Annotated in this window: 15 protein-coding genes; 12 read left to right on the top strand and 3 right to left on the bottom strand. The window is 61.9% G+C overall.

What is annotated here, in order from left to right:
* Positions 1 to 116: 116 nt before the first annotated feature.
* The 5 genes from ACMFWR_RS23500 (at position 117) to ACMFWR_RS23480 (ending at position 7,063) form a co-directional block, all read left to right on the top strand.
* Positions 117 to 1,220 carry an HlyD family secretion protein gene (locus tag ACMFWR_RS23500; RefSeq protein WP_413197092.1) on the top strand — a complete coding sequence of 368 codons (1,104 nt, stop codon included), beginning with the start codon at positions 117 to 119 and terminating at the stop codon, positions 1,218 to 1,220.
* A 176-nt stretch (positions 1,221 to 1,396) separates the two neighbouring features.
* Positions 1,397 to 2,971, top strand: a complete 1,575-nt coding sequence (locus ACMFWR_RS23495; RefSeq protein WP_413197091.1) for a DHA2 family efflux MFS transporter permease subunit — start codon at positions 1,397 to 1,399, stop codon at positions 2,969 to 2,971.
* 105 nt (positions 2,972 to 3,076) lie between these two features.
* Complete coding sequence (locus ACMFWR_RS23490; protein ID WP_413197090.1) at positions 3,077 to 4,690, top strand: efflux transporter outer membrane subunit; 1,614 nt, start codon at positions 3,077 to 3,079, stop codon at positions 4,688 to 4,690.
* A 3-nt stretch (positions 4,691 to 4,693) separates the two neighbouring features.
* A complete protein-coding gene (locus tag ACMFWR_RS23485) occupies positions 4,694 to 5,206 on the top strand; it encodes a MarR family winged helix-turn-helix transcriptional regulator (protein ID WP_413197089.1) in 513 nt (170 codons plus the stop codon).
* 372 nt (positions 5,207 to 5,578) lie between these two features.
* On the top strand, positions 5,579 to 7,063 hold the full coding sequence (locus ACMFWR_RS23480; RefSeq protein WP_413197088.1) for a catalase: 1,485 nt from the start codon (positions 5,579 to 5,581) through the stop codon (positions 7,061 to 7,063).
* A 174-nt stretch (positions 7,064 to 7,237) separates the two neighbouring features.
* On the opposite strand, the gene ACMFWR_RS23475 is transcribed toward ACMFWR_RS23480, so the two are convergent.
* Genes ACMFWR_RS23475 through ACMFWR_RS23465 form a run of 3 tightly spaced genes read right to left on the bottom strand, consistent with a single transcriptional unit; the run spans position 7,238 to position 9,793 of the window.
* Complete coding sequence (locus tag ACMFWR_RS23475) at positions 7,238 to 7,372, bottom strand: hypothetical protein (RefSeq protein WP_413197087.1); 135 nt, start codon at positions 7,370 to 7,372, stop codon at positions 7,238 to 7,240.
* Positions 7,372 to 8,370, bottom strand: a complete 999-nt coding sequence (gene cydB / locus ACMFWR_RS23470; RefSeq protein WP_413197086.1) for a cytochrome d ubiquinol oxidase subunit II — start codon at positions 8,368 to 8,370, stop codon at positions 7,372 to 7,374. Before cydB ends, ACMFWR_RS23475 begins: the two co-directional genes overlap by 1 nt.
* A complete protein-coding gene (locus tag ACMFWR_RS23465) occupies positions 8,363 to 9,793 on the bottom strand; it encodes a cytochrome ubiquinol oxidase subunit I (protein ID WP_413197085.1) in 1,431 nt (476 codons plus the stop codon). Before ACMFWR_RS23465 ends, cydB begins: the two co-directional genes overlap by 8 nt.
* 510 nt (positions 9,794 to 10,303) lie before the next feature.
* On the opposite strand from ACMFWR_RS23465, the gene zwf reads away from it, so the two are divergent.
* The 7 genes from zwf (at position 10,304) to ACMFWR_RS23430 (ending at position 22,080) form a co-directional block, all read left to right on the top strand.
* Positions 10,304 to 11,944, top strand: coding sequence for a glucose-6-phosphate dehydrogenase (gene zwf, locus ACMFWR_RS23460; RefSeq protein ID WP_413197084.1), 1,641 nt, complete (start codon positions 10,304 to 10,306; stop codon positions 11,942 to 11,944).
* 98 nt (positions 11,945 to 12,042) lie between these two features.
* Complete coding sequence (tkt, locus tag ACMFWR_RS23455; RefSeq protein ID WP_413197083.1) at positions 12,043 to 14,199, top strand: transketolase; 2,157 nt, start codon at positions 12,043 to 12,045, stop codon at positions 14,197 to 14,199.
* Entirely contained in the window at positions 14,199 to 15,197 is a 999-nt protein-coding gene (gnd, locus tag ACMFWR_RS23450; RefSeq protein ID WP_413197331.1) for a phosphogluconate dehydrogenase (NAD(+)-dependent, decarboxylating), read from the top strand. Before tkt ends, gnd begins: the two co-directional genes overlap by 1 nt.
* Before the next feature lie 503 nt (positions 15,198 to 15,700).
* A complete protein-coding gene (locus ACMFWR_RS23445; RefSeq protein WP_413197082.1) occupies positions 15,701 to 16,195 on the top strand; it encodes a hypothetical protein in 495 nt (164 codons plus the stop codon).
* Positions 16,196 to 16,642: 447 nt separating this feature from the next.
* Positions 16,643 to 17,029, top strand: a complete 387-nt coding sequence (locus ACMFWR_RS23440) for a hypothetical protein (protein WP_413197081.1) — start codon at positions 16,643 to 16,645, stop codon at positions 17,027 to 17,029.
* 802 nt (positions 17,030 to 17,831) lie between these two features.
* Positions 17,832 to 18,443 (top strand): response regulator, encoded by a 612-nt coding sequence (locus ACMFWR_RS23435; RefSeq protein WP_413197080.1) that lies wholly within the window; start codon positions 17,832 to 17,834, stop codon positions 18,441 to 18,443.
* A 22-nt stretch (positions 18,444 to 18,465) separates the two neighbouring features.
* Complete coding sequence (locus ACMFWR_RS23430) at positions 18,466 to 22,080, top strand: ATP-binding protein (protein ID WP_413197079.1); 3,615 nt, start codon at positions 18,466 to 18,468, stop codon at positions 22,078 to 22,080.
* The last annotated feature ends 19 nt before the right edge of the window (positions 22,081 to 22,099 follow it).

Genomic DNA, 22,099 nt, shown 5'->3' with positions numbered 1-22,099 from the left:
TTGACGTTGTGCATATGCACTCATACACTCCCTCCAATCCCCGAAATACCACGCAGTGCCTCGATGAGTGTCGAGTCGGTATTTCGATCAACCATCATTGTGCATATACACACCATATGAATACGCCGTCTACGACTCTTCCGAATTCGAGTGCCGCAGCCATCGAGCGCGCGGGTGTGCCCTGGATGTTGCTCGCGGTCGGCGCCGTGGTCGTTGTGGTCGCGGCTGCTGCGGCCTACTGGTTCTTCGATGCACGTTTCTATCAGTCGACGGACGACGCTTACGTCGGCGGCGACGTGACGGTGATGGCACCGAAGGTCAACGGCTTCGTGACCGAAGTGCTGGTGCAGGACAACCAGTTCGTGAAAGCAGGGCAGGTGCTGATTCGCCTCGATTCGCGTGACTACGATGCGCGGCTCGCACAGACGAACGCGCAACTGCAAAGTGCGCGCGCTGCGGTCGGCGAAATCCACGCGCAACAGGATCTGCAGCTTGCGAAGATCAATCAGCAGGAAGCTGAAGTCGTCGCGGCCAACGCTGAGTTGACCCGCACCAATGCGGATCACGCACGCTATACGCAGCTTGTGAAGGACGACGCGGTGTCGAACCAGGTTGTCGAGCGTGCCGATGCGGATCTCAGCAAGGCACGCGCGTCCGTCGATCAAAGTAATGCGGGCGTGCAGGCGGCCAAGCGTCAACTCGCTGTGCTCGGCGCGCAGCTCAACGATGCAGAGGCGAACGTCGCCAAGGCCGAAGCCGAACAACGGTACGCCGCGCTGAACGTCGAATACACGACGATCCGCTCACCGATCAATGGTTATATCGGCAACCGCACCGCGCGCGTCGGCATTCTGGCGAACACGGGCGTGTCGCTGCTGACCGTCATTCCGTCGCAAGGTCTGTGGGTCGACGCCAACTTCAAGGAAGACCAGCTCAAGAAGATGCGCAAGGGCGACAAGGCCGAAGTGCGCCTCGACGCGGCCGATGGCCCGGCGATCAAGGGCGTGGTCGAAAGCCTTGCTCCTGCCACGGGTGCGACGTTCAGCGTACTGCCGCCGGAAAACGCAACGGGCAACTTCACGAAGATCGTGCAGCGTGTGCCGGTGCGTATCCACCTCGATGCCACTGCGGCACAACAAGAGAGCCTGCGCCCGGGTCTGTCGGCCACGGTCAGCGTGCATGTCGGCAATGGTGAAACGGTGTCCACTGCCGCTCAATAACGAACATCGCTTATCGACGCTGACTTGGCGATGTCTCGGCACCGCCTACTTAACGCGGTCGAATCAACGCCAACGTCTCGATTGATGCATCTCCATGGGCCCGCCCTTGCCTGGCCCATGTGGACGAAGCTCGCCCGAACGACGTCGATGAAGCACCCCGATCAAGGATTCAGATCATGACCCAGGCTCCCGGCAATCCGATGGACTTGCCAATGAAAACGAAGGTGTTTGCGTTTTCGTTGATGTGTCTTGGCTTCTTTATGGCCACGCTCGATATTCAGATCGTGGCTTCTTCTCTCAAGGATATTGGCGGTGGTCTGTCGGCCAGTCAGGACGAACTGTCGTGGGTGCAGACGGCGTATCTGATCGCCGAAATCCTGGTGATTCCGATGTCCGGCTGGCTCACGCGTGTCTTTTCAACGCGCTGGGTGTTCGCCGCGTCCGCTTTGGGATTCACGGTGACGAGCATGCTGTGCGGCATGGCCTGGGACATCAATTCGATGATTGCCTTCCGTGCGTTGCAAGGCGCATTGGGCGCGGCGATGATCCCGACCGTGTTCACGACCGCATTCGTGCTGTTCCCCGGACATCAACGCGTGGTGGCCGCCACGACGATCGGTGCGCTCGCCACGCTCGCGCCGACGATCGGTCCGGTCATCGGTGGCTATATCACCGACGCGTGGTCCTGGCACTGGCTGTTCTATCTGAACCTGGTGCCTGGCATCGCCGTTACGGTGCTCGTGCCGCGCTACGTCAATTTCGACGAGGCCGATATCTCGTTGCTCAAGAAGGGGGACTACCTCGGCATTCTGCTGATGTCGCTGTTCCTCGGCTGCCTCGAATACCTGCTTGAAGAAGGCCCCCGCAAGAACTGGTTCGGCGACCCGGTGATTCTCGCCTGTGCATGGATTTCGTCGATTGCAGGCTTCCTGTTTATCGTGCACGCGCTGACCGCAAAAGAGCCCATCGTCGATCTGCGCGCGCTGACGATTCGAAACTTCGGTATTGGCAGCGTGCTGTCGTTCATCACGGGGATCGGGATTTTCTGCACGGTCTATCTGACACCCGTGTTCCTGGGCCGCGTGCGCGGCTTTGATTCGACGCAGATCGGCGTGGCACTGCTGTCGGTCGGCGTTGCGCAGTTGTTCGGCCTCGCTCTGTACTCGCGGCTCGCACGGTTTGTCGATCTCAAGTACCTGATGTTGTTCGGTCTCACGTTGTTCGGTCTCGGTTGCTGGCTTTATGTGCCGATGACCCACGATTGGGGCTGGCAGCAACTCGTGTTGCCGCAGGCGATTCGCGGCTTCGGCCAGCAGTTCTCGATTGCACCAATCGTGACGATGTCGCTTGGGTCGCTGCCGCCGGCGCGGCTGCGTTCGGCAAGCGGGCTGTTCAACCTGATGCGGAATCTTGGCGGTGCAATCGGTATCGCGGTTGTCAGCACGATGCTCAATGACAGGCTCAACCTGCATTACGAACGTCTCAACGAACACGTGACCTATGGCCGTCCGACGATCGAAGGCGTGATCAGCGCCAACGCTGCGCACCTTGCGCAGGTCGGCGGCAATCTGCTCGACGGCGCGAACGCAAGCCTTGGGCTGCTTCATCAGCTCGCGCTGCGCGAGGCACTCGTTCTGACGTTCTCCGACACATTCGCCGCCGTGGCGGCGTGTTTTGTCGTTGCGGTGGTGCTGGCGGTGTTTTCGAAGTCGGTCAAGATCGCAGCCGCTCCGCCGCCCGATGCGCATTGATCGACTCGCGTCCGTGCACGAAGCACGGACCCAGCATCGCTAAATTGTATTCAGTTCAATGACAGATCGGGTCAAGGCCCGCTCGACCGAATTCGAAGGATTGCCATGAAAACCACTCTTGCCGCTTTAGTCGCCGCCGTCGCGCTCGCGGCGTGTGCCGTTCAGCCTGCCGCGCATGCGCCGTTGTCCGATACAACGGCCAAGGTCGCACCGGCCGCATGGGATGTGCAGGTCAACGAAAGCCCGCTCGCATCCGATGCATGGTGGGAGCAATTCGGTGATCCGACGCTGCATCAGCTTGTGAGCGAAGTGCTCGCGCAGAACCTCGACGTGCAGGCTGCGGTCGAGCGCGTCAAACAAGCCGAATCTGTGACGACGCAGGAACACGCAGCGCTGCTTCCGCAACTTGACCTGGGTGCGAGCGGTGCGTATCAGCGTCAGATTCTGCCACCCCCGCTCGGTTATGTGAAAGAAGGCGGGGTCGGTGTGACGGCCAGCTGGCGGCCGGATGTATTCGGCGGCCAGCAACTCGCGGTGCTGGCGGCGCGTGCGCAAGTCGAGCACAGCAAGGACGCGCTCGACGCACTCAAGCTCGCGCTCGCGGCGAACGCCGCGTCGGCTTATGTGGATCTGCGCTGGGCACAGAGTGAGCAGAAGATTCTCCAGGGCAACGTCGAGATCCGTACGCGTGCGCTCAAGCTCACGCAGGAGCGCCGTCAGTATGGTCTGTCGAACAACCTCGATGTGTCGCGCGCGCAGAATCAGCTGAGCGATCTTCAGGCGCGGCTGCCGCGCGTCGGTTCGACGATTCAGCATCAGCTGAGCCTGATTGCCGTGTATTCGGGCCGCACGCCTGAAAGCGTCGACCACCTGTTGCTTGCGAATGCGGCCGATATTCCGGTGCCGTCGGGCGATGCACCGGTGTTGTTGCCGTCCGTCGCGCTGCTGCGCCGCCCGGATGTGCGCGTTGCCTACGACACCGTAGAACAACGTGCTGCCGAAGTGGGCGTATCGCGCGCCCGGCGTTATCCGCAATTCAACCTGTCGTTGACTGACGGCTTGCTCGCGGCGTCCTGGGTTGGATTGCCGACGCTGACCGACAACCTCTTTGGAGCCGCGTTGAGCGCAACGAGCCCGATTTTCCACGCGGGTGAAATCCAGGCCGGTATCGAAGGCAGCGAAAGCAAGATGCGCGAGTCGCAGCTCAATCTGAACCAGACGATGCTCAACGCGCTTAAGGAAGTCGAAGACACCCGCAGCGATCTCGTGAGCACGGGCGACGAAGTGACGCAGCTCAATACATCGGTGTCGGCGTCGGATCAGGCCTTGCGTTTGTCGAACGAGCTTTACAAGAGCGGCGCGGCAAACTTCCTCGACGTGCTCGATGCCCAGGAAGCGTATCTGCGCGATCAGGACGGGTTGAATCAGGCGCGACGTGAGCACGCGCTTGCGGCAGTCGCGCTCTATCGCTCGCTGGGCGGCGGCTGGTCGCGCGACGGCCGGATCGACGTTGCGCAGGCGAACCAGGGCGGAGCGGCTCCGGCGACTTCGGCAACGACAGCCACCGCAACGACGGCCACCGCAACGACAGCCACCGCGACGACAGCCACCGCGACGACAGCAACCGCCGTGACGACGTCGGCCGCATCATCCAGGTTCACTGCGACGACCGCATCGGGCACGACCTCGGCGCAGACAAGCGCATCGCACGAGGAGTGAGCCGTGACGACCGACGTTCAGGCTTCAGCGCACGACACGCAGGACCAGCAGCGTGACGACGACGCGCTGATGGAAGACGAGAACTACGAGCTGGCGCTGCGCCGCGCAGCTCGTTTCATGTCTCAGCAGTACGCGCTGAAGCTCGACCCGATCGGTCTTACGCCACCGCAGTTCACGATTCTGCGCAAGATCGAACGCCGCGACGGGCTGACGATGGCCGAACTCGTCGACGTCATCGTCGCCGATCGCTCGACGCTGGTGCGTGCGGTGCAGTTGCTGCGCAAGGATGGCCTGGTGACCTCGACACTCGGGCCGCCGCCAGGCCGGCGCAATGTGCTTTCTCTGACGCCGCTCGGTGCTGAACGCATCGCGCAGGCACGCAAGATCTGGAGAGACGCGCAACAGGAATTTGAGGCACGCTTCGGTGTGGAACGTGCACGCATGCTTCGCATGGAACTGTTCGAGGTTACGGGCCACAAGCCGGCGTCGCACCCGTTTTTCTCGGACCCCTTGTAATCATTCTGTCACCTACCTCGCGAATGACCGCATGCGTTAGGGGGCAAACGCGCCAAGCCGTTATCTGTGATCCCATGCGCACCGCTATCGAGAGATCCAGTGGGGCGACGCAGAGCTGAGGGCTGTGCGGATCGGTGCGACAGGGAGGGATCCCCGATCCCGATCTCGAATGTCGCACTGTCAACTTTTTCGTGCGCGAGTAGTCTACCGGTCGCTGCGTCGGAATTGGCGAGGCAGACGCTTGCGCCCTCTGCGAGATATGTGCCAGTCGTGCAAGTCACGAACGTGTGCGCATGGGTAGAACGGGCCGCGGGCTGAAGAACATCAAGCGGCCCGACGCGATGCAGCGTATCCCTACAAAGAGGAATGTTCATGAACAAGTTGACTACCGCATTTGGCGCTCCCGTTGTCGATAACCAGAATGTTCAGACGGCCGGTCCGCGTGGGCCCCAATTGCTTCAGGATGTCTGGTTTCTCGAAAAGCTCGCGTACTTCGATCGCGAAGTGATTCCCGAGCGCCGGATGCATGCCAAAGGGTCGGGCGCGTTCGGCACATTCACGGTCACGCACGACATCACGAAATACTCGCGCGCCAAGATCTTTTCAGAGATCGGCAAGAAGACGGAGCTCTTTATCCGCTTCTCGACCGTTGCGGGCGAGCGCGGCGCGGCCGACGCGGAGCGCGACATCCGCGGTTTCGCCGTGAAGTTCTACACGGAAGAAGGCAACTGGGACCTCGTGGGCAACAACACGCCGGTGTTTTTCCTGCGCGACCCGCTCAAGTTCCCCGACCTGAACCACGCCATCAAGCGCGACCCGCGCACGGGCCTGCGTAGCGCGGAAAGCAACTGGGACTTCTGGACGCAACTGCCGGAAGCGCTGCACCAGGTGACGGTCGTCATGAGCGATCGCGGCATTCCGCGCACGTTCCGTCATATGCACGGCTTCGGCAGCCACACGTTCAGCTTTATCAGTGCGAACAAGGAACGCTTCTGGGTCAAGTTCCACCTGAAGAGCGAGCAGGGCATCGAAAACCTGACTGACGAAGAGGCAACGGCCCTCGTCGGTCACGATCGCGAGACGCATCACCGCGACCTGTATGAAGCCATCGAGCGCAAGGAATTCCCGCGCTGGAAGATGTTCGTGCAGATCATGCCGGAGAAGGAAGCGGGCGCATATCGCTACAATCCGTTCGATCTCACGAAGATCTGGCCGAAGAAGGACTATCCGCTGATCGAAGTGGGTGTGGTCGAGCTCAATCGCAACGCTGAAAACTGGTTCGCCGATGTCGAGCAGGCTGCGTTCAACCCGGCCAACGTCGTGCCGGGCATCAGCTTCTCGCCGGACAAGATGCTGCAAGGGCGTCTGTTCTCGTACGGCGATGCGCAACGTTATCGCCTGTCGGTCAACCACCATCAGATCCCTGTCAATGCGCCGCGTGCGGCAAAGCATTACAACAGCTATCACCGCGACGGCCTTATGCGCGTGGACGGCAACCAGGGCGGAGTGACGCCGTATAACCCGAACACGCGCGACGCGTGGCTCGACCAGCCCGACTACAGCGAACCGCCGCTGACGCTCGAAGGCTCGGCCGACCACTGGAATCATCGTGCTGACGAGGACTATTACTCGCAGCCGGGCGCGCTGTTCCGCCTGATGACGCCGGCCCAGCAGAAGGTGCTGTTCGAGAACACGGCGCGCGCGATGCAAGGCGTGTCGCAGCCGATCCGCGATCTGCATATCGAGCACTGTACGAAGGCCGATCCGGCGTACGGTGCGGGCGTTCGCAAGGCGCTCAACGAAATCAGCCCGCTCGACACGACGGCAGCGCGTTCGGAACCGGCTGTCGCGAAGTAAGCGATCCGCCTTGAACGCGTTCTTAAGCAAAAGCGTACGGCGCGCCTGCCCTGATGGGTATGGCGCGTCGGGCGTTTTCGTTTTGCTCGCTGTCGTTGTACTGGCGGCGGGGTGTTCGACCGACAACGCATCGATGAATCGCACGCAAGGCGCGGTGCCTGATCTTCGATGCGATTACGGCGCGCCGTGCGGAAAGACACCGGGTGTCGCGCCCGAAGGCACCATTTCCCGATAGCTCAACGCATTCAGCGCATGCACGCCACGTGCGTCGCGTGTGCCAACCGTACCGACTTCCCGACGGTCCGCCATCAATACCCGGCATCGTGCCGGACCTTGCCGCGAAACACCCAGTACGACCACACGACGTAGAGCAGCAGCACAGGCAAAAGGAACAAAGTACCGAGCAGCAGGAACTGCTGTGAAAAAGGTGCCGCTGCCGCCGCGCGCAGCGATATCGAAGGCGGCGCAATCAGCGGCCACAGGCTGATGACCAGCCCCGAGAACGCCAGAAAGAACACGCCGATCGAGCACGCAAAAGGCTGCACCTCCTTGCCTTTCTCGAGTCCGGACCAGAGCCACCAGAACAACAGCAGGGACAGCACGGGCACCGGCGCAAACGCGATGCTGTCGGGAAACGAGAACCAGCGCTGCGCAATACGCGCATCGGTCAGCGGCGTGCCGATGCTGATCACGAGCACAAACACCGCGACACCCACGATACTGCGCCGGGCCATCGTGCGAGCCCATTGCTGAAGCTCGCCTTCGGTTTTCATCACAAGCCACGTCGAGCCTTGCAGCAGATACCCCGCAATCAGACCGAGCCCGGTGATCAGGGGGAACGGCGAGACCCAGTCCCAGCTTGTGCCGACAAATTCACGCCCGTTGACCTTGAAGCCATGAATGAACATGCCGAGCACGACGCCCTGAAAGAATGTCGCCACGAGCGAGCCATAGCAAAACGCGCGATCCCAGATCGGCTTGCGCGAGCCCACGACCTCGCGATACTCGAACGCGACGCCGCGAAACATGAGTCCGAGCAACATCAGCACGACCGGGAAATACACGGCCGGCACGATGATCGCGAACGCCAGCGGAAACACGGCCAGCAGACCGCCCGCACCCAGCACGAGCCACGTTTCGTTGAAGTCCCAGACCGGTGCGATCGACGTCATCATCAAATGCCGGTCGTGGTCGCTGTCGCGCATCAGGAACAGCATGCCGACGCCCAGATCGAAGCCGTCGAGCAGCACATACATAAAGACGGCGAGGGCCAGAATGCCGGCCCAAAGCGGGACGAGATCAAGCATGGGGAGGGTTCTCCGTCTTCTTGAGCGAGGGTTTGGCCGCCGACAACGGCCTCGACGGACGCGCCAGTCCGGGCGTCGCAACGCCGGGTGTGTCTTCGTACGGCGCCCCATCCGGGCCGACGCGGATCAGGCGGGCCAGCAGGATCAGTCCCGAGCCGAAAATAAAGAGGTAGCCGACGACATAGAGGGCAAGCGACAGCATGACGTCTTGAGCTGTCAATGAAGGCGTGACCGAATGCGCCGTGCGCAACATGCCGTAGACCGTCCACGGTTGCCGGCCGACTTCCGTCGTCACCCAGCCGCACAGCACGGTCACAAAACCGATCGGCCCGACGCGCGTGCAGAGTGCCCAGTAGCGCGGACAGTCGAACAAACGCTTGCGCACGTGCAGCACCAGCCCGATCACGACCACAAGCAACATCAGCAACGCGAGTCCGACCATCAGGTGGAACGCCCAGAAGACAATGGCGACGGGCGGGCGGTCTTCAGGCGGAAAGTCCTTGAGCCCGCGCACGACGCCATTGGGATCGTGCGTCAGGTACAGGCTGCCGAGCACCGGGATCGAGATCTCGAAGTGATTGCGTTCCTCGGCCTGATCAGGGAACGAAAACAGATTGGCGGGCACGCGTGACTGCGTTTCCCACAGCCCTTCCATGGCCGCAATCTTGACCGGCTGATGCTTGAGCGTGTTCAGTCCATGCGCATCGCCCGCGACCATCTGCGCGGGCACCGTCACGATCAGGAAGAACAGCGACATCTTGACCATCACGCGGCTTTCTTCGATCGCACGGCCATGTCTTAGATAGTAGGCACCCGTCGCGAGCACCACGAAGCCCGTCGTGACGACAAACGCAAGCACCGTATGCACGAGCCGGTAGGGCAGTGACGGGCTGAAGATCATCGCCCACAGGTCAGTCGGCACGAATCGGCCGTCGACGAGCGTGACGCCCGCGGGCGTCTGCATCCAGCTATTGACTGCGAGAATCCAGAACGACGACAGCAGGGTGCCGAGCGCAACGAACACCGCGGCCATCACATGGACCCACTGCGGCACGAGCTTGCGGCCGAACAACAGCACGCCGAGAAACGCGGACTCGAGAAAGAAGGCCGTGAGGACCTCATAACCCATCAAGGGACCGAAGACGTTGGCGGCCGCGTCGGTAAAGCGGCTCCAGTTCGTGCCGAACTGAAACGGCATGACGATGCCGGAAACGACCCCCATGCCGAATGACACGGCGAACACCTTGAGCCAGAAAGCGGACAGGCGCCGATACACATCGCGTTGCGTGAGCCACGACAGCAACTCAAGCGTCGCCACATAGCACGACAGGCCAACGGTAAAGGCGGGGAGGAGGATATGAAGCGCGATGACCCAGGCGAACTGGATCCGCGACAGTAATAACGCGCCGGAGTCGACGTCCATGCACGACCTCCTTCATGCAAGTTGATGCAAGTTGAACGAGATGTACGCGTGCAGCATGCCTGCGATCCAGCCAGAGCGCATCGCGGCGTGGGGGGAGTCCGCCCGCCAGGTCGTGGCCGGCACGTCAAGCATAGGCAAAGAATGGGACCTTGAGGGGACAACGAGGAACCCGTGAGGCGATGTCGAAGCGGTGGTGAAGCGGTAGTGAGCGGGCAATGAGCAGGTAGTGAGCCCGCAGGCGGCACATGCCCAGCAGCGAGTGAGCAGGCTGCACGGTGAAATCGCGCGCATAGGCATACACTGTTTCGTGCCCGCTGGGTGGTGCCCGCTGCGCCGTGTCCGTAGGGGCGCACCGAGATGCCCGAGGCCGCAGCCTTCGGCATGCGAATTGCTGAGCACGCAATCTCTCGCCTGCGCGAAAGCTGCTCGCCGCAAGCGAGCAGATGTCATCTGCATGTCATTGCATCGCCACGATGTTGTCGTCATGCGCCATAACCAGGAGGATTCCGGATGACCGTTCCCGAGGGACAGCCGCGTTCAACTTCCCCGGCCGCCAAGCCCGCTCCCGCGTGCACGCTTGTGATCTTCGGCGCCCGCGGCGACTTGACCCGAAGGTTGTTGATGCCGTCGATTTACAACCTCGTCCGCGACGGCCTGCTCGACGACAAGATGCGCCTGATTGGCGTGGACCACAACGAGCTATCGACGGACGACTGGCGCAAGCTGCTCAGCGACACATTCGACGAACTCGCGGCCGATCCGCATGCCGAGTTTCATGCAGGCAGCGTCGACCCGAAGATCTGGAAGTGGGTCACCGACCGCATGGAGTACATGACGGCCGATTTCGACGAAGCGAAAACGTATTCGCGGCTGAATGATGCGTTGAGCGGGAACGTTGTGTTTTATCTGGCCGTCAGCGCACGCTTCTTCGGCCCGATCGTTGAAAACCTCGGCAAAGCGGGCCTGCTCAAAGAAGGCAAGGAAGAAGGCACGGGCAGCGGAGGAGCGAAAGATTCGAAAGGCTTCCGCCGCGTCATTATCGAAAAGCCCTTTGGCAACGATGTGCCGAGCGCGGTCGAGCTCAACAAGCGCATCCTCGCGCACGGCGACGAGTCCCAGTTCTTCCGCATCGATCACTTCCTCGGCAAGGATGCCGTGCAAAGCCTGCTGGCGATGCGCTTTGCCAACCGGCTGTTCGAGCCCGCATGGAACGCCGATTCGATCGATCACGTACAGATCACTGCAGCGGAAACGATTGGTGTCGGCTCGCGCGGCAACTTCTATGAAACGACGGGCGCACTGCGCGACATGGTGCCCAACCACCTGTTTCAGTTACTGACGATGACAGGCATGGAGGCGCCGAAGACCCTCGACGCAAACGCCGTACGCGACGAGAAGACGCGACTCGTCAAGGCGATCGCGCCGGTGCGCGTCGAAGACGTCGTGCGCGGGCAATACGCCGCGGGCGAGATCGATGGCGACGCAGTCAAGGGCTACAAAGAGGAAGACAAGGTCGCCGCCGACAGCACGACCGAAACCTATGTGGCGCTCAAGCTGTCGATCGACACGCCGCGATGGAAAGGGGTGCCGTTCTATCTGCGAACGGGCAAGCGCATGGGCGGGCGCTTTACGGAGATTTCGATCCATTTCAAATGCGAGCCGTACGGCTTGTTCGAGCAAGGCTCGGCCGGCGAGGCGGGCTATGGCCCGACGAAGGACGCGCATCCGGCACAGGGCGAGCGCTCCGATGTCGGCGGTGCGCGCGTCAGCGGTCCGGGTCCGAACGTACTGACGATCCGGATCGATCCGACGCATGGCGCCGCGCTGCGCTTCAACGTCAAAGTGCCGGGCCCGCTGGCGACGCTCGGTGAAGTCGAAGCGGCATTCGACTTCGACAAGTCATTCGGCGACACCGCGACGGTGGGCTATGAGTCGCTCGTCTATGAATGCCTGCTCGGCGATGCCACGCTGTTTCAGCGCGCCGATACGATCGAAGCCAGCTGGGCCGCCGTGCAGCCCCCGATCGACCTTGCGTCGCAGCATGCGAAGCCGGAGCCCTATGCCGCAGGCAGCGCCGGCCCCGCAAGCGCCGATGCGATGCTGGAACGCGATGGGCGCGCATGGACGCCGATGAAATCCGGAGGCCAGTAGGGCTTCCCTAAGGCCTTGTTATCGACTCAAGTTCGCAGGAGCCGGCCGCAGCCGGTCTGTCCTGCACGGACCTGACAGAAACCGATGGAGCACGCGACATGAAACGATGGATGATGAACCCCGCAGCGAAATCCGCTCTTCAGGCCGCCGAGCGTGATGGCGCGGGTGCAGGCGCGGCGGGCGCGGCCGGTGCGGCACGCCCGGCCGGCGATATCGACCAGATCTGCATCAACACGATCCGCACGCTCGCGATGGACGCCGTGCAGAAGGCCAATTCCGGCCACCCCGGCACGCCGATGGGCCTTGCGCCAGTCGCGTACCACCTCTGGCAGGACCGGCTCAATTACGATCCGCAGGATCCGGGCTGGCCCAATCGCGACCGCTTCGTGCTGTCAGTCGGCCATGCATCGATGCTGCTGTATTCGCTGCTCTTTCTGACGGGCGTGCGCGAGACGGGCGAGAACGATGTGCCGCTGAGCACGCCTGCCGTGCCGCTCGAAGAGATCAAACGCTTCCGTCAGATCGACAGCAAGACGCCCGGTCATCCGGAGTATCGCTGGACGTCGGGTGTCGAAACCACAACCGGCCCGCTGGGGCAGGGGCTGGGCAACAGCGTCGGCATGGCCATCGCGGAACGCTGGCTCGCGACGACGTATAACAAGCCCGGCGCCGAGATCTTCAATTACAACGTCTACGCGATGTGCGGCGATGGCTGCATGATGGAAGGCGTGTCGGCCGAAGCCGCATCGCTCGCGGGTCACCTGAAGCTGTCGAACCTGTGCTGGATCTATGACAGCAATCACGTGACGATCGAGGGCGGCACGGACCTCGCCTATAGCGACGACGTCGCCACGCGCTTCCGCGGCTATGGATGGCACGTCGAGCTTGTCGCCGATGCCAACGACACGGCGGCGCTGGCCAAGGCCCTCGCGGCCTTCGACAAGGTCGACGATCGCCCGACGCTGATCATCGTGACCAGCGTCATCGGCTATGGCTCCCCGAAGAAAGCCGGCAAGGCTTCGGCCCACGGCGAGCCGCTTGGCGAAGAAGAAGTCAAGGCCGCGAAGCGGTCGTATGGCTGGCCCGAAGACGCCCAGTTTCTGGTGCCCGACGGCGTGCTCGACCACTTCAGCAAGGGTATCGGCGCACGCGGCAAAGAAAAGCGCGAAGCCTGGTACAAAGCCTTCGACGAGTACAAGAAGCAGAATCCGGATGAGGGTGCGCAGCTCGAGCTGATGCGCAAGCAAGGTCTGCCCACTGGATGGGAGGCCGAGCTGCCGGTGTTCCCGCCCGATCCGAAGGGTCTGGCCACGCGCGACTCGTCGGGCCAGGTGCTCAACAAGCTCGCCGTCAAGATCCCTTGGTTGCTTGGCGGCGCGGCCGACCTTGCACCGTCCACCAAGACGCTGCTCAAGTTCGAGGGTGCCGGCAGCTTCCAGCCTCAGAGCTATGGCTCGCGCAATCTGCACTTCGGCATTCGCGAACACGCGATGGGCTCGGTCTCGAACGGGATCGCCCTGTCGAAGCTACGGCCATTCGCCTCGACGTTCCTGATTTTCAGCGACTATATGAAGCCGCCGATCCGGCTGGCGTCGATCATGGAGTTGCCAGTCGCCTTTGTGTTCACGCATGATTCGATCGGCGTCGGCGAAGACGGCCCGACGCACCAGCCGATCGAGCAACTGGCATCGCTGCGCGCGATTCCGGGCATGGTCGTACTGCGGCCGGCCGACGCCAACGAAGTCGCTCAGGCGTGGCGCACGATTCTGACGCTGCACGATCAGCCTTCGTGTCTGGTGCTGACGCGCCAGGCGCTGCCGACGTTCGATCGCAAGAAGTACGCGAGCGCCGAAGGCGTGGCGCGCGGCGCTTATGTGCTGGCCGATGCAGCGGGCGGCAAGCCGAAGGTGATCCTGATGGCCACGGGCAGCGAGGTGTCGATGTGCGTCGACGCTTACGAGAAGCTCACGGCAGAGGGCATCGCCGCGCGCGTCGTGTCGATGCCGTCGTGGGAACTCTTCGAGCGGCAGGACCAGGCCTATAAGGACAGCGTGCTGCCGCCGGATGTCACGGCGCGGGTCGCTGTCGAGCAGGCTGCCGAGATGGGATGGGACCGCTATGTCGGTATTAGTCGGGACGCGCGCACGATCGTCATGCATACTTTCGGCGCGTCGGCTCCGCTGGCTGACCTCAAGAAGAAATTCGGCTTTACGCCCGAGGCTGTCTACGAGACAGCGAAACAACTTGTGAAGTAATACAACCGGAGAATAAGAGCATGCAGATCGCTATCGTTGGCCTCGGCCGCATGGGTGCAAACATTGCACGCCGCCTGATCAGGGGCAAGCATGAGGTCGTCGTCTGGAATCGCAGCAGCGGCCCGGCCGAGGAACTCGGCAAGGAAGGTGCGACGGTCGCCAAGGACTTTGACGATGTCGTCGCCAAGCTCAAGGGACCGCGCATTGTCTGGATCATGCTGCCGGCAGGCAAGGTCACGGAAGACGCGCTGACCGAGTTCTCGACCAAGCTCTCGCCTGGCGACGTGCTGATCGACGGCGGCAATACGCACTACAAGGACGATATGCGCCGGGCGAAGGAAATCGCCAAGAAGAATATCCACTATGTGGACGTCGGCACGTCGGGTGGCGTGTGGGGTCTGCAACGCGGCTACTGCATGATGATCGGCGGCCCGGACGATGTCGTGAAGTCGCTCGACCCGATCTTCAGCACGCTGGCCCCGGGCCTTGGCGATATCCCGCGCACGACGGGCCGTGAGCATCTCGACTCGCGCGCCGAACACGGCTATATCCACGCAGGCCCGGCCGGTGCCGGTCACTTCGTGAAGATGGTTCACAACGGCATCGAGTACGGCCTGATGCAAGCGTATGCGGAAGGCTTCGACATCCTGCGCGAGAAGAATTCGACGCACCTGCCGGAAGACCAGCGCTTCGACCTGAACCTGGCCGACATCGCCGAAGTCTGGCGTCGTGGCTCGGTCGTGTCGTCGTGGCTGCTCGACCTGTCGGCACAAGGCCTGGCTTCGTCGCCGCAACTCGACGACTACTCGGGTGAAGTTGCAGACAGCGGTGAAGGCCGCTGGACGATCGATGCAGCCGTCGAAGAAGCGGTGCCGGCTAACGTGCTCGCTGCTTCGCTGTTCGCACGCTTCCGTTCGCGCAAGGATCACACTTTCGGCGAGCGTCTGCTCTCGGCAATGCGCTTCGGCTTCGGTGGTCACACCGAGTTCAAGAAGTAATTGACGTGTGATGCGGGGGATCGCAGGCCGATGCAAGTCGGCCGGGTTCTCCGCACGAGTCTCCGGCGATGAAGGCGCTGCGGACGCGCAGACCTTTCGTTGCTGCGTTCGCGGGCTGCGTCCGTGGCCCGTATGTGTGCCCCGCATTCGTTTCCCGGATCCGCCTCGCATCGTGTGCCTCGCATCGGCTGCGCACCACGCGTTCCGGGTCCCGCTGCCTGAATCTCCTGTCTGCGTCCCCTTCCTGCGTGTCCCTTGTTGACTGTGCTGCTACGCCGCCGATGAGTAGCGAGTCTTGACGCAAGTGCGACGTCTCGAAACAAGTGCCGACGCGCCTTGCATCGTTCAGCGCATGTCCCGATGTCTTTGCGACATGGCGGCTTTTGCGTTCGGAAAGAACCGCTTTCGAAGCAGACGTGTCCTTTGTTGAACAGCGACATGCGGTTCTTCGGGCAGAGCTTGATACGATCTACCGCTTATCTGAGATTTCACGGGGGGAGTCGATGCCGATTCTTTTTCTTCCGCTGCTCGCCTTCATCGTTTTCATTGTCGCCGCGGGGTGGGGCTTTAATGCGCTGTCGCATCGCGTGGGCGCGGATATCGCGATCGCCATTTACTTTCTTGTGCTCGCGCTGCTGAGCGCCGTGCCGATTGCATGGCTGCGCCGACGCAAGCAACGCGCGGTCAGCCCGACGGGACGTACGCTCGTCAGCCGGACATTTTCTGGCGTGGGCTCGAGTGTCGTCGTCGAGGCGCGTGAGCGTCGTGTCACCTTGACCATCGAGGGACGGACGCAGCGCTACGCGCTCTCCGATCTCAAAGAGTGGAAGCTCTTTGAGCGAGAACTCGAGGTGCACGGTACTCAGGCAACCGGCCTGGCGATGGCTGGCGTCGTGTTCCGTACCAACGACCTGGGCAACCCGACCTGGTCCGTGCCGCTCGCCAATATCGAACAAGCGCGGGAGTGCGTGGCCCTTCTGGATCAACTCAAAGGTTGAATGCCGCCCGCGGCAGTCACCGGACGTACTGCTCGCGCGAATCGCCGCGACTGCACGCTGACTGCCTGCACGACGGGTCGATACGATCGTATGTAATGAAAACGAAAGGAATGCCATCGAACCGGGCGAACCCTACGCTTTCAGCGCTGAAAGTGAGCAAACCCTTTCATCAAAATGACCGCAGGGCATGACGACCGCATTTCGGCGCTGAGGTGAGCCGATACAGGGAAAAGCTCGTAAAACTGACCGGATTTGTGCCTTCTGTTCCTTCGATGGAACCGCGTTGAAGAGGCGTTAAATGACATCATGGCGAGACGGGCACCCATACATCCGCTAGAAGTAATTTGTGTGACTACGCCCTCAAGTTCGCTCGAGCGATTGCCGTTATTACGTTTGTTGAAACGTGAAGAAGCTCGGTCCAATACGGTTCCAGCGAAGGAGTCACACATGAGACTGCCGAGGAATGACAGCAAGAACGCGACGCCTCGCGACGCGATCGACGAAGAAAAGGTGCAGATTCGTCGTTCTTGCAGCTATATCGTCGCCCGCGAAGCTTCGGACCTGATGAGCAAATTGCCGCTGAACCGCGGTCCGGCGCTCAAGAAAATCGCCGAGCGCCTCGTCGACTCGCGCAGCGTCTTGTTCGGTATCGCGTTTTTCGAATGCGTCGAAGACTGGCTGATCGACCACGATCAGCAATCCAGCGCCGACGCGGTTCGACGCTTTCTGAATTCCCCGAAGTTCCTCACCTTGTTCGTTCCGTCGACCCCGGCGCCGTACGTCGCCACGGCCATCGCACCGCGCAATCAAGGTCAGCTCGCTTTGATCGACTGAATTCGCTGACTGAACTCGCTGGCTGAGTTCGACGATTGAGTTCGCTGGCCGCGCGGATGTCGTTCACAGCGCGCGCCGTTGCCTCAGTGAGTCGATATCGACCGGTCTTGTCAGTCGTCGATGACGAACTGACTGAGTGACCGTCATGGTTACAGTTCGCCTGACATTCAACTCGACGGGCTGTCTTGTCGCCTCACCACGCGGCACATCCAAACGCCGTTCGTCATTCCCTCGGCACTTCGTGATTCTCGACGTTCAACTCAACGTTCGATGTTCGACGTCCGACGTTCAACGTCCGCACCCACGCATTTCACTTCAATTCCCCGTCGGAAAGACCTCATTCCCAGCCCGGATTCGAACGATCTTCCGCGTCTTGAATATCTCCTCTGATATTGAGTGCCAAATTGCCTCAGTCGAGCATGAGATTTCTCTCGATCGATCTGCGGACACGTCTGTTATCTCGTTTTGACTCCTAACGCACCATTAGGCACTGATACTCAACGAGCCGCATTTTAGGTGCGCGTTTATGCCGTATCGCAATCATCCGATTCTCAATTGCGAGATGTCCTAAGCATGCATTGACGCACGAAAACGCGCTTTATTTTGAATGAAATATTGCTGTTTTGTGCACGAATCAATCGGAAACTCAGCGTCAGTGGCGAACGGATCGCGCGTCCTAAAATGAGCTGCACCAGGCTGCATGTGACCCGACTGGCTCACATATTCGCTTTCTCGTAACATCGCGCGGCGTTTAATCGGTCGACCACTTCCGGCGGCACACAAACGTTGAAGGAGATGGCCTGTGGCAAAACAAACGATCGTGCTCGTCGACGATCATCCTTCCCTGCGACTCGCACTCAAGACAATTCTTGAAGATACGGGTGAGTTCGAAATCATCGGGGAAGCGAGTACAGGTGATAAAGCGCTCGCGATCATTCGACGCGTGCCGCCATCGCTCGTGATTGTGGATCTCAAGTTGCCCGATATCGATGGCATCGAGCTCATTCGCCAGATACGCCGCGCTGCTCCGCCAACGCGCATTCTGGTGTTTTCGTCGCAAGACGAGCGCATGCATGCTGGGCCGGCGCGCGACGCGGGCGGGCATGGTTTTGTCGGCAAGGATCGCGATATCTGCGACATCCTGACCGCGGCGCGTCTCGTGCTTGCCGGCTACAACTGCTTTGCGGATTCCGGAACCGAAGCGGCGACCGATCGTCTGGCTCAGTTGTCGCCTCGCGAGCTGACGATTCTCAAGGGCCTGGTTGCAGGCGCAAGCAACAAGCAGCTCGCCGACACGCTGTTTCTGAGCCCGAAGACCGTCAGCACGCACAAGACACGCATGCTGAGAAAGCTCAACCTGGAGACCCTGGTGGATCTCGTCGAATTCGCGAAGGCTCATCGGCTGATCGACTAGCGAGGCAGCAGACATGCGACGCATGGCATTGAGACTGTGGTGCATGGCGGTACTGATCGGTGCGCTGCCGGAGACGGCCTCGCTGCAGGAGGTGTCGTCACAGCAACCGTCGCCGGAACAACGGTCGTCGCAGCTGCAGTTCTCGCAGCTACCGTCATCGCAACAGCTGTCATCGCAACAGCTGTCGCCGCAAGGGGCGTTGCTGGAGCAATTATCATCGCGCGTGCACGCCTATGTGCCCGGTCCTCCGGCGAGCGGTCGGGACGTGCTGTCGGAGTGGCGTGCGCCGATCGCGCTGGAGACGTTGCCGCTCAGCGAGGGCGAGCATGCGACGCTCGCCTTGCATGGGCATCGGCTGGTAATCGGCATTGCGCCGAATCTGTCGCCGCCGCTCGATATCACCGACTTGCACAATGGCGTGTACGGCATGTCGGTCGACTTCGCCGAAGCGATGGGTGCGCGGTTGGGCGTGCCCGTGCAGTGGCACGCCTACGACGATCGCGCGTCGATGATCGAGGCGCTGCGCCAGCATCAGATCGATGCGATTTCGACGTCGACATTCGGCGACGGCCCGGGCCTCGTGCATAGCCGGCCTTACGTCGCCAATCAACTGGCGACGATCGAGCGGCGCGCTCAAGGGGAGAGGCAGGAAGATCATCCGCGCAGGATTGCCTATGTGCGCGACGTCGTTGCACAACGCGCCGAGGCGGATCTCGAGCGTGCATACCCCGATGCCGTGCGCGTGCCGTATCCGGGCCTGATACAGGCGCTCGAGGCCGTGTCCTTCGGCGATGCCGACATGCTCGTCGGCAATCTGCTTGTCACGAGTTACCTGATCGACCAGCTGCAATTGCGCAATCTCGCGCCAAGCGGCTATGCGAACTTCGACGAGGGCGGTTTCGATTTTGCGATGCGCAGTGACGACGCCGCGCTGGCCAACCTGATCGATCGCGCGCTGGAGAGCCTGCCCACGTCATTCGCCACGAGCGTCAGGGGACGTTGGGCGCGTGCACCCGGTGAGCCGAGTTTCATTCGTCCGCTCGAACTGACCGACGATGAGCGTGCATGGATTCACGAGCATCCTGTCGTGCCGTATTCGTCGATCGGCGATCTCGCGCCGCTGGTGTTCGAAGACGCGCGCGGGCAGCCCGCAGGCATTGCGATCGATGTGCTCGATGCCATCTCGCAGGAGACGGGGCTCGTCTTCCAAGGCACCTTGCGCGCAAAGATCGCCGATACCGCGGCAGACCTGGTGAGCGGCCATGCACTGCTGACGCCTTTTATGGTCGATGCGGACGACGAGCGGCATACGATCACCACGCGCATTCCGTATATGAGCTCGCTGTGGGTCATCGTCACGCGCGCATCGTCCGCGCCCTTGCGCAATGTCGACGCACTCGAGGGCAAGCGCGTTGTGCTGCTCGCCGACAGCGCGTTGTGGCGGCAACTCGAGCATGTCGAGCCCGTCGTCAGACTGGCGACATCGTCGTCGGTGTTTGGCGCGTTCGATGCTGTTCGCGATGGCGACGCGGATGCGACGTTGATGGAAATCGGCAGTGCTCACTACGCCATCGGCCAGTATCCGAAGGGCACGTTTTCGATCACGGGCACGGTCGGCGGGATACCGATCCCGATCCACATCGGGGTGCGCGCCGATCAGACCGAACTCGCGTCGATTCTCGACAAGGCCATTGCGCACCTGCCGCCCGGCGAGGTCGATGCGATTCGACGCCGCTGGCTGCTGGTCGCGAACCCTGAGCCCGTGTGGCAGCGCATTCGGCCGCGCCTCGTTATTGCCACCTATATCGGCGGCGCCGTCGCGATGTTGTTCGTGATCTGGGCGGTCTCGATGCGTATCCAGATCCGTCGACGCGTGGCGGCCGAGCGCCGGCTCGGCGAACAGCTGGCCTTGCAGTCGGAACTCCTCGATGCATTGCGTCATGCGCGTGACGAAGCGGAAGCGGCCAATCGCGCGAAGTCCACCTTTCTCGCGACGATGAGCCACGAGATCCGCACGCCGATGAACGCGATTCTCGGGCTGCTCGAACTCGAGTTGCAGCGCGCGCTGAGCGACGAGCCTCGTACGGCATCGCTGTCAGTGATGCAGCAGGCGGCGCGGGACTTGCTCGTGCTGATCGACAACGTGCTCGACGTCTCGAAGATGGACGCGGCGAAACTCGAACTCGCGCCGCGGCCGCTCGAGTTTTACTCGTGGATCGACGGGATCGCCCGGCTCTACGAAAATCTTGCGCGTCAGCGCGGTCTTGCGTTCCGTGTGGTCTGTACGACGCCAAGGCGTGTCGAAGCATGGGTCATGGCAGACCCTGTGCGTCTGCGGCAGATCATCGCGAATCTGCTGTCCAATGCGATCAAGTTCACGTCGTCGGGCTTGATCGGCATCGAGTACGGGATCGTCGAACGAAGGCTTGCACCGGATCGCGGGCAGGGGCAGGACGATGAGGCGTCCATGGCCGGCGACTTCGGCGCATCGGAGTCCGAGCCGGATAGCCACGAACCTGACGACGCCGCCTTCGGCGTAACCATTCGCGTCTTCGACACCGGTGTCGGGATTGATGACGTCGATCAGGCAGCGCTGTTCGAACCGTTCTCGCAAGTCGGGGATGCGCAGCGCGGTGTGTACGGCGGCACCGGACTCGGTCTATCGATCTGCAAGCGTCTGGTCGTGCTGATGGGTGGGACGCTGAGTATCGACAGTGTCCGCGGTGAAGGCACACGCGTGTCGATTGACCTGACGCTTGCCCAGGCTTCGCCGGAGGAGTCGCAGGGTGCTGTGACACTGCCAGAGGATCGCACCGTACTTAAAGGCTTGCGCGTGCTCGTTGTCGACGATCATCCCGCGAATCGGCTTGTAATGAAGCAGCAAGCCGAATCGCTCGGCTGCGTCGTCACGCTGGCCGTTGATGGCCACGATGCGCTTGGGCAATGGTCGGAAGCCGACAGCCCGTTCGACGTCGTTCTCACCGATTGCTCGATGCCGTCGATGAGCGGCGAGGCGCTCACGGTTGCGCTGCGCGAGCGCGAACGCAAGGGCGAGCACGAGGGCGAGTATGACGGCGCAGCCGTGGAAGCGCACGTTCGATGCATCGTGATTGGAGCGACGGCCAATGCACAACCCGACGCCCGGCAACGTGCGCTCGACGCCGGTATGGATGAGTGCCTTGTGAAGCCGCTGAGCATCGCGTCCCTCGCGCATGCGTTGTCGCTCGCGTGCAGAGAAGCACAAGGGCATGTTGCGCCGTCGGTCGAGGATGACGCCGTACTGGACAGCGACCCGGCCGTAGCGTCGGCCGTAGACCCTTCGAGGCTGGCCAGGTTCGGCACGCAATGTGCCGCGCTTTTGATTTCGCTGCGCGACACCAATCGCGAAGACTGGCTCGCGGCGCACGCAGCGTTGACGCGTGGCGACGATGATGGCCTTTCCGCACTGGCGCACCGAATCAAAGGGGCAGTCCGCCTTGTCGGTGGCGAACGGCTCGTGGACGCCTGTGTCCAGCTCGAGACCGCCTGCGCCTCACATGACCGAATGGCCGTCGGCCGTGCGTTCACCGTAGTGAGTCACGCGTTCGATGCCTTTCAGGCCGATATTGAAAAAGCCATCCGACGCATGACGCACTGATCCGCGGAAAACGCGCTCC

The sequence above is a fragment of the Pararobbsia alpina genome, from assembly GCF_965118125.1.
Classification (GTDB): domain Bacteria; phylum Pseudomonadota; class Gammaproteobacteria; order Burkholderiales; family Burkholderiaceae; genus Pararobbsia; species Pararobbsia alpina_A.
This window is presented reverse-complemented; position numbering and strand designations above follow the sequence as displayed.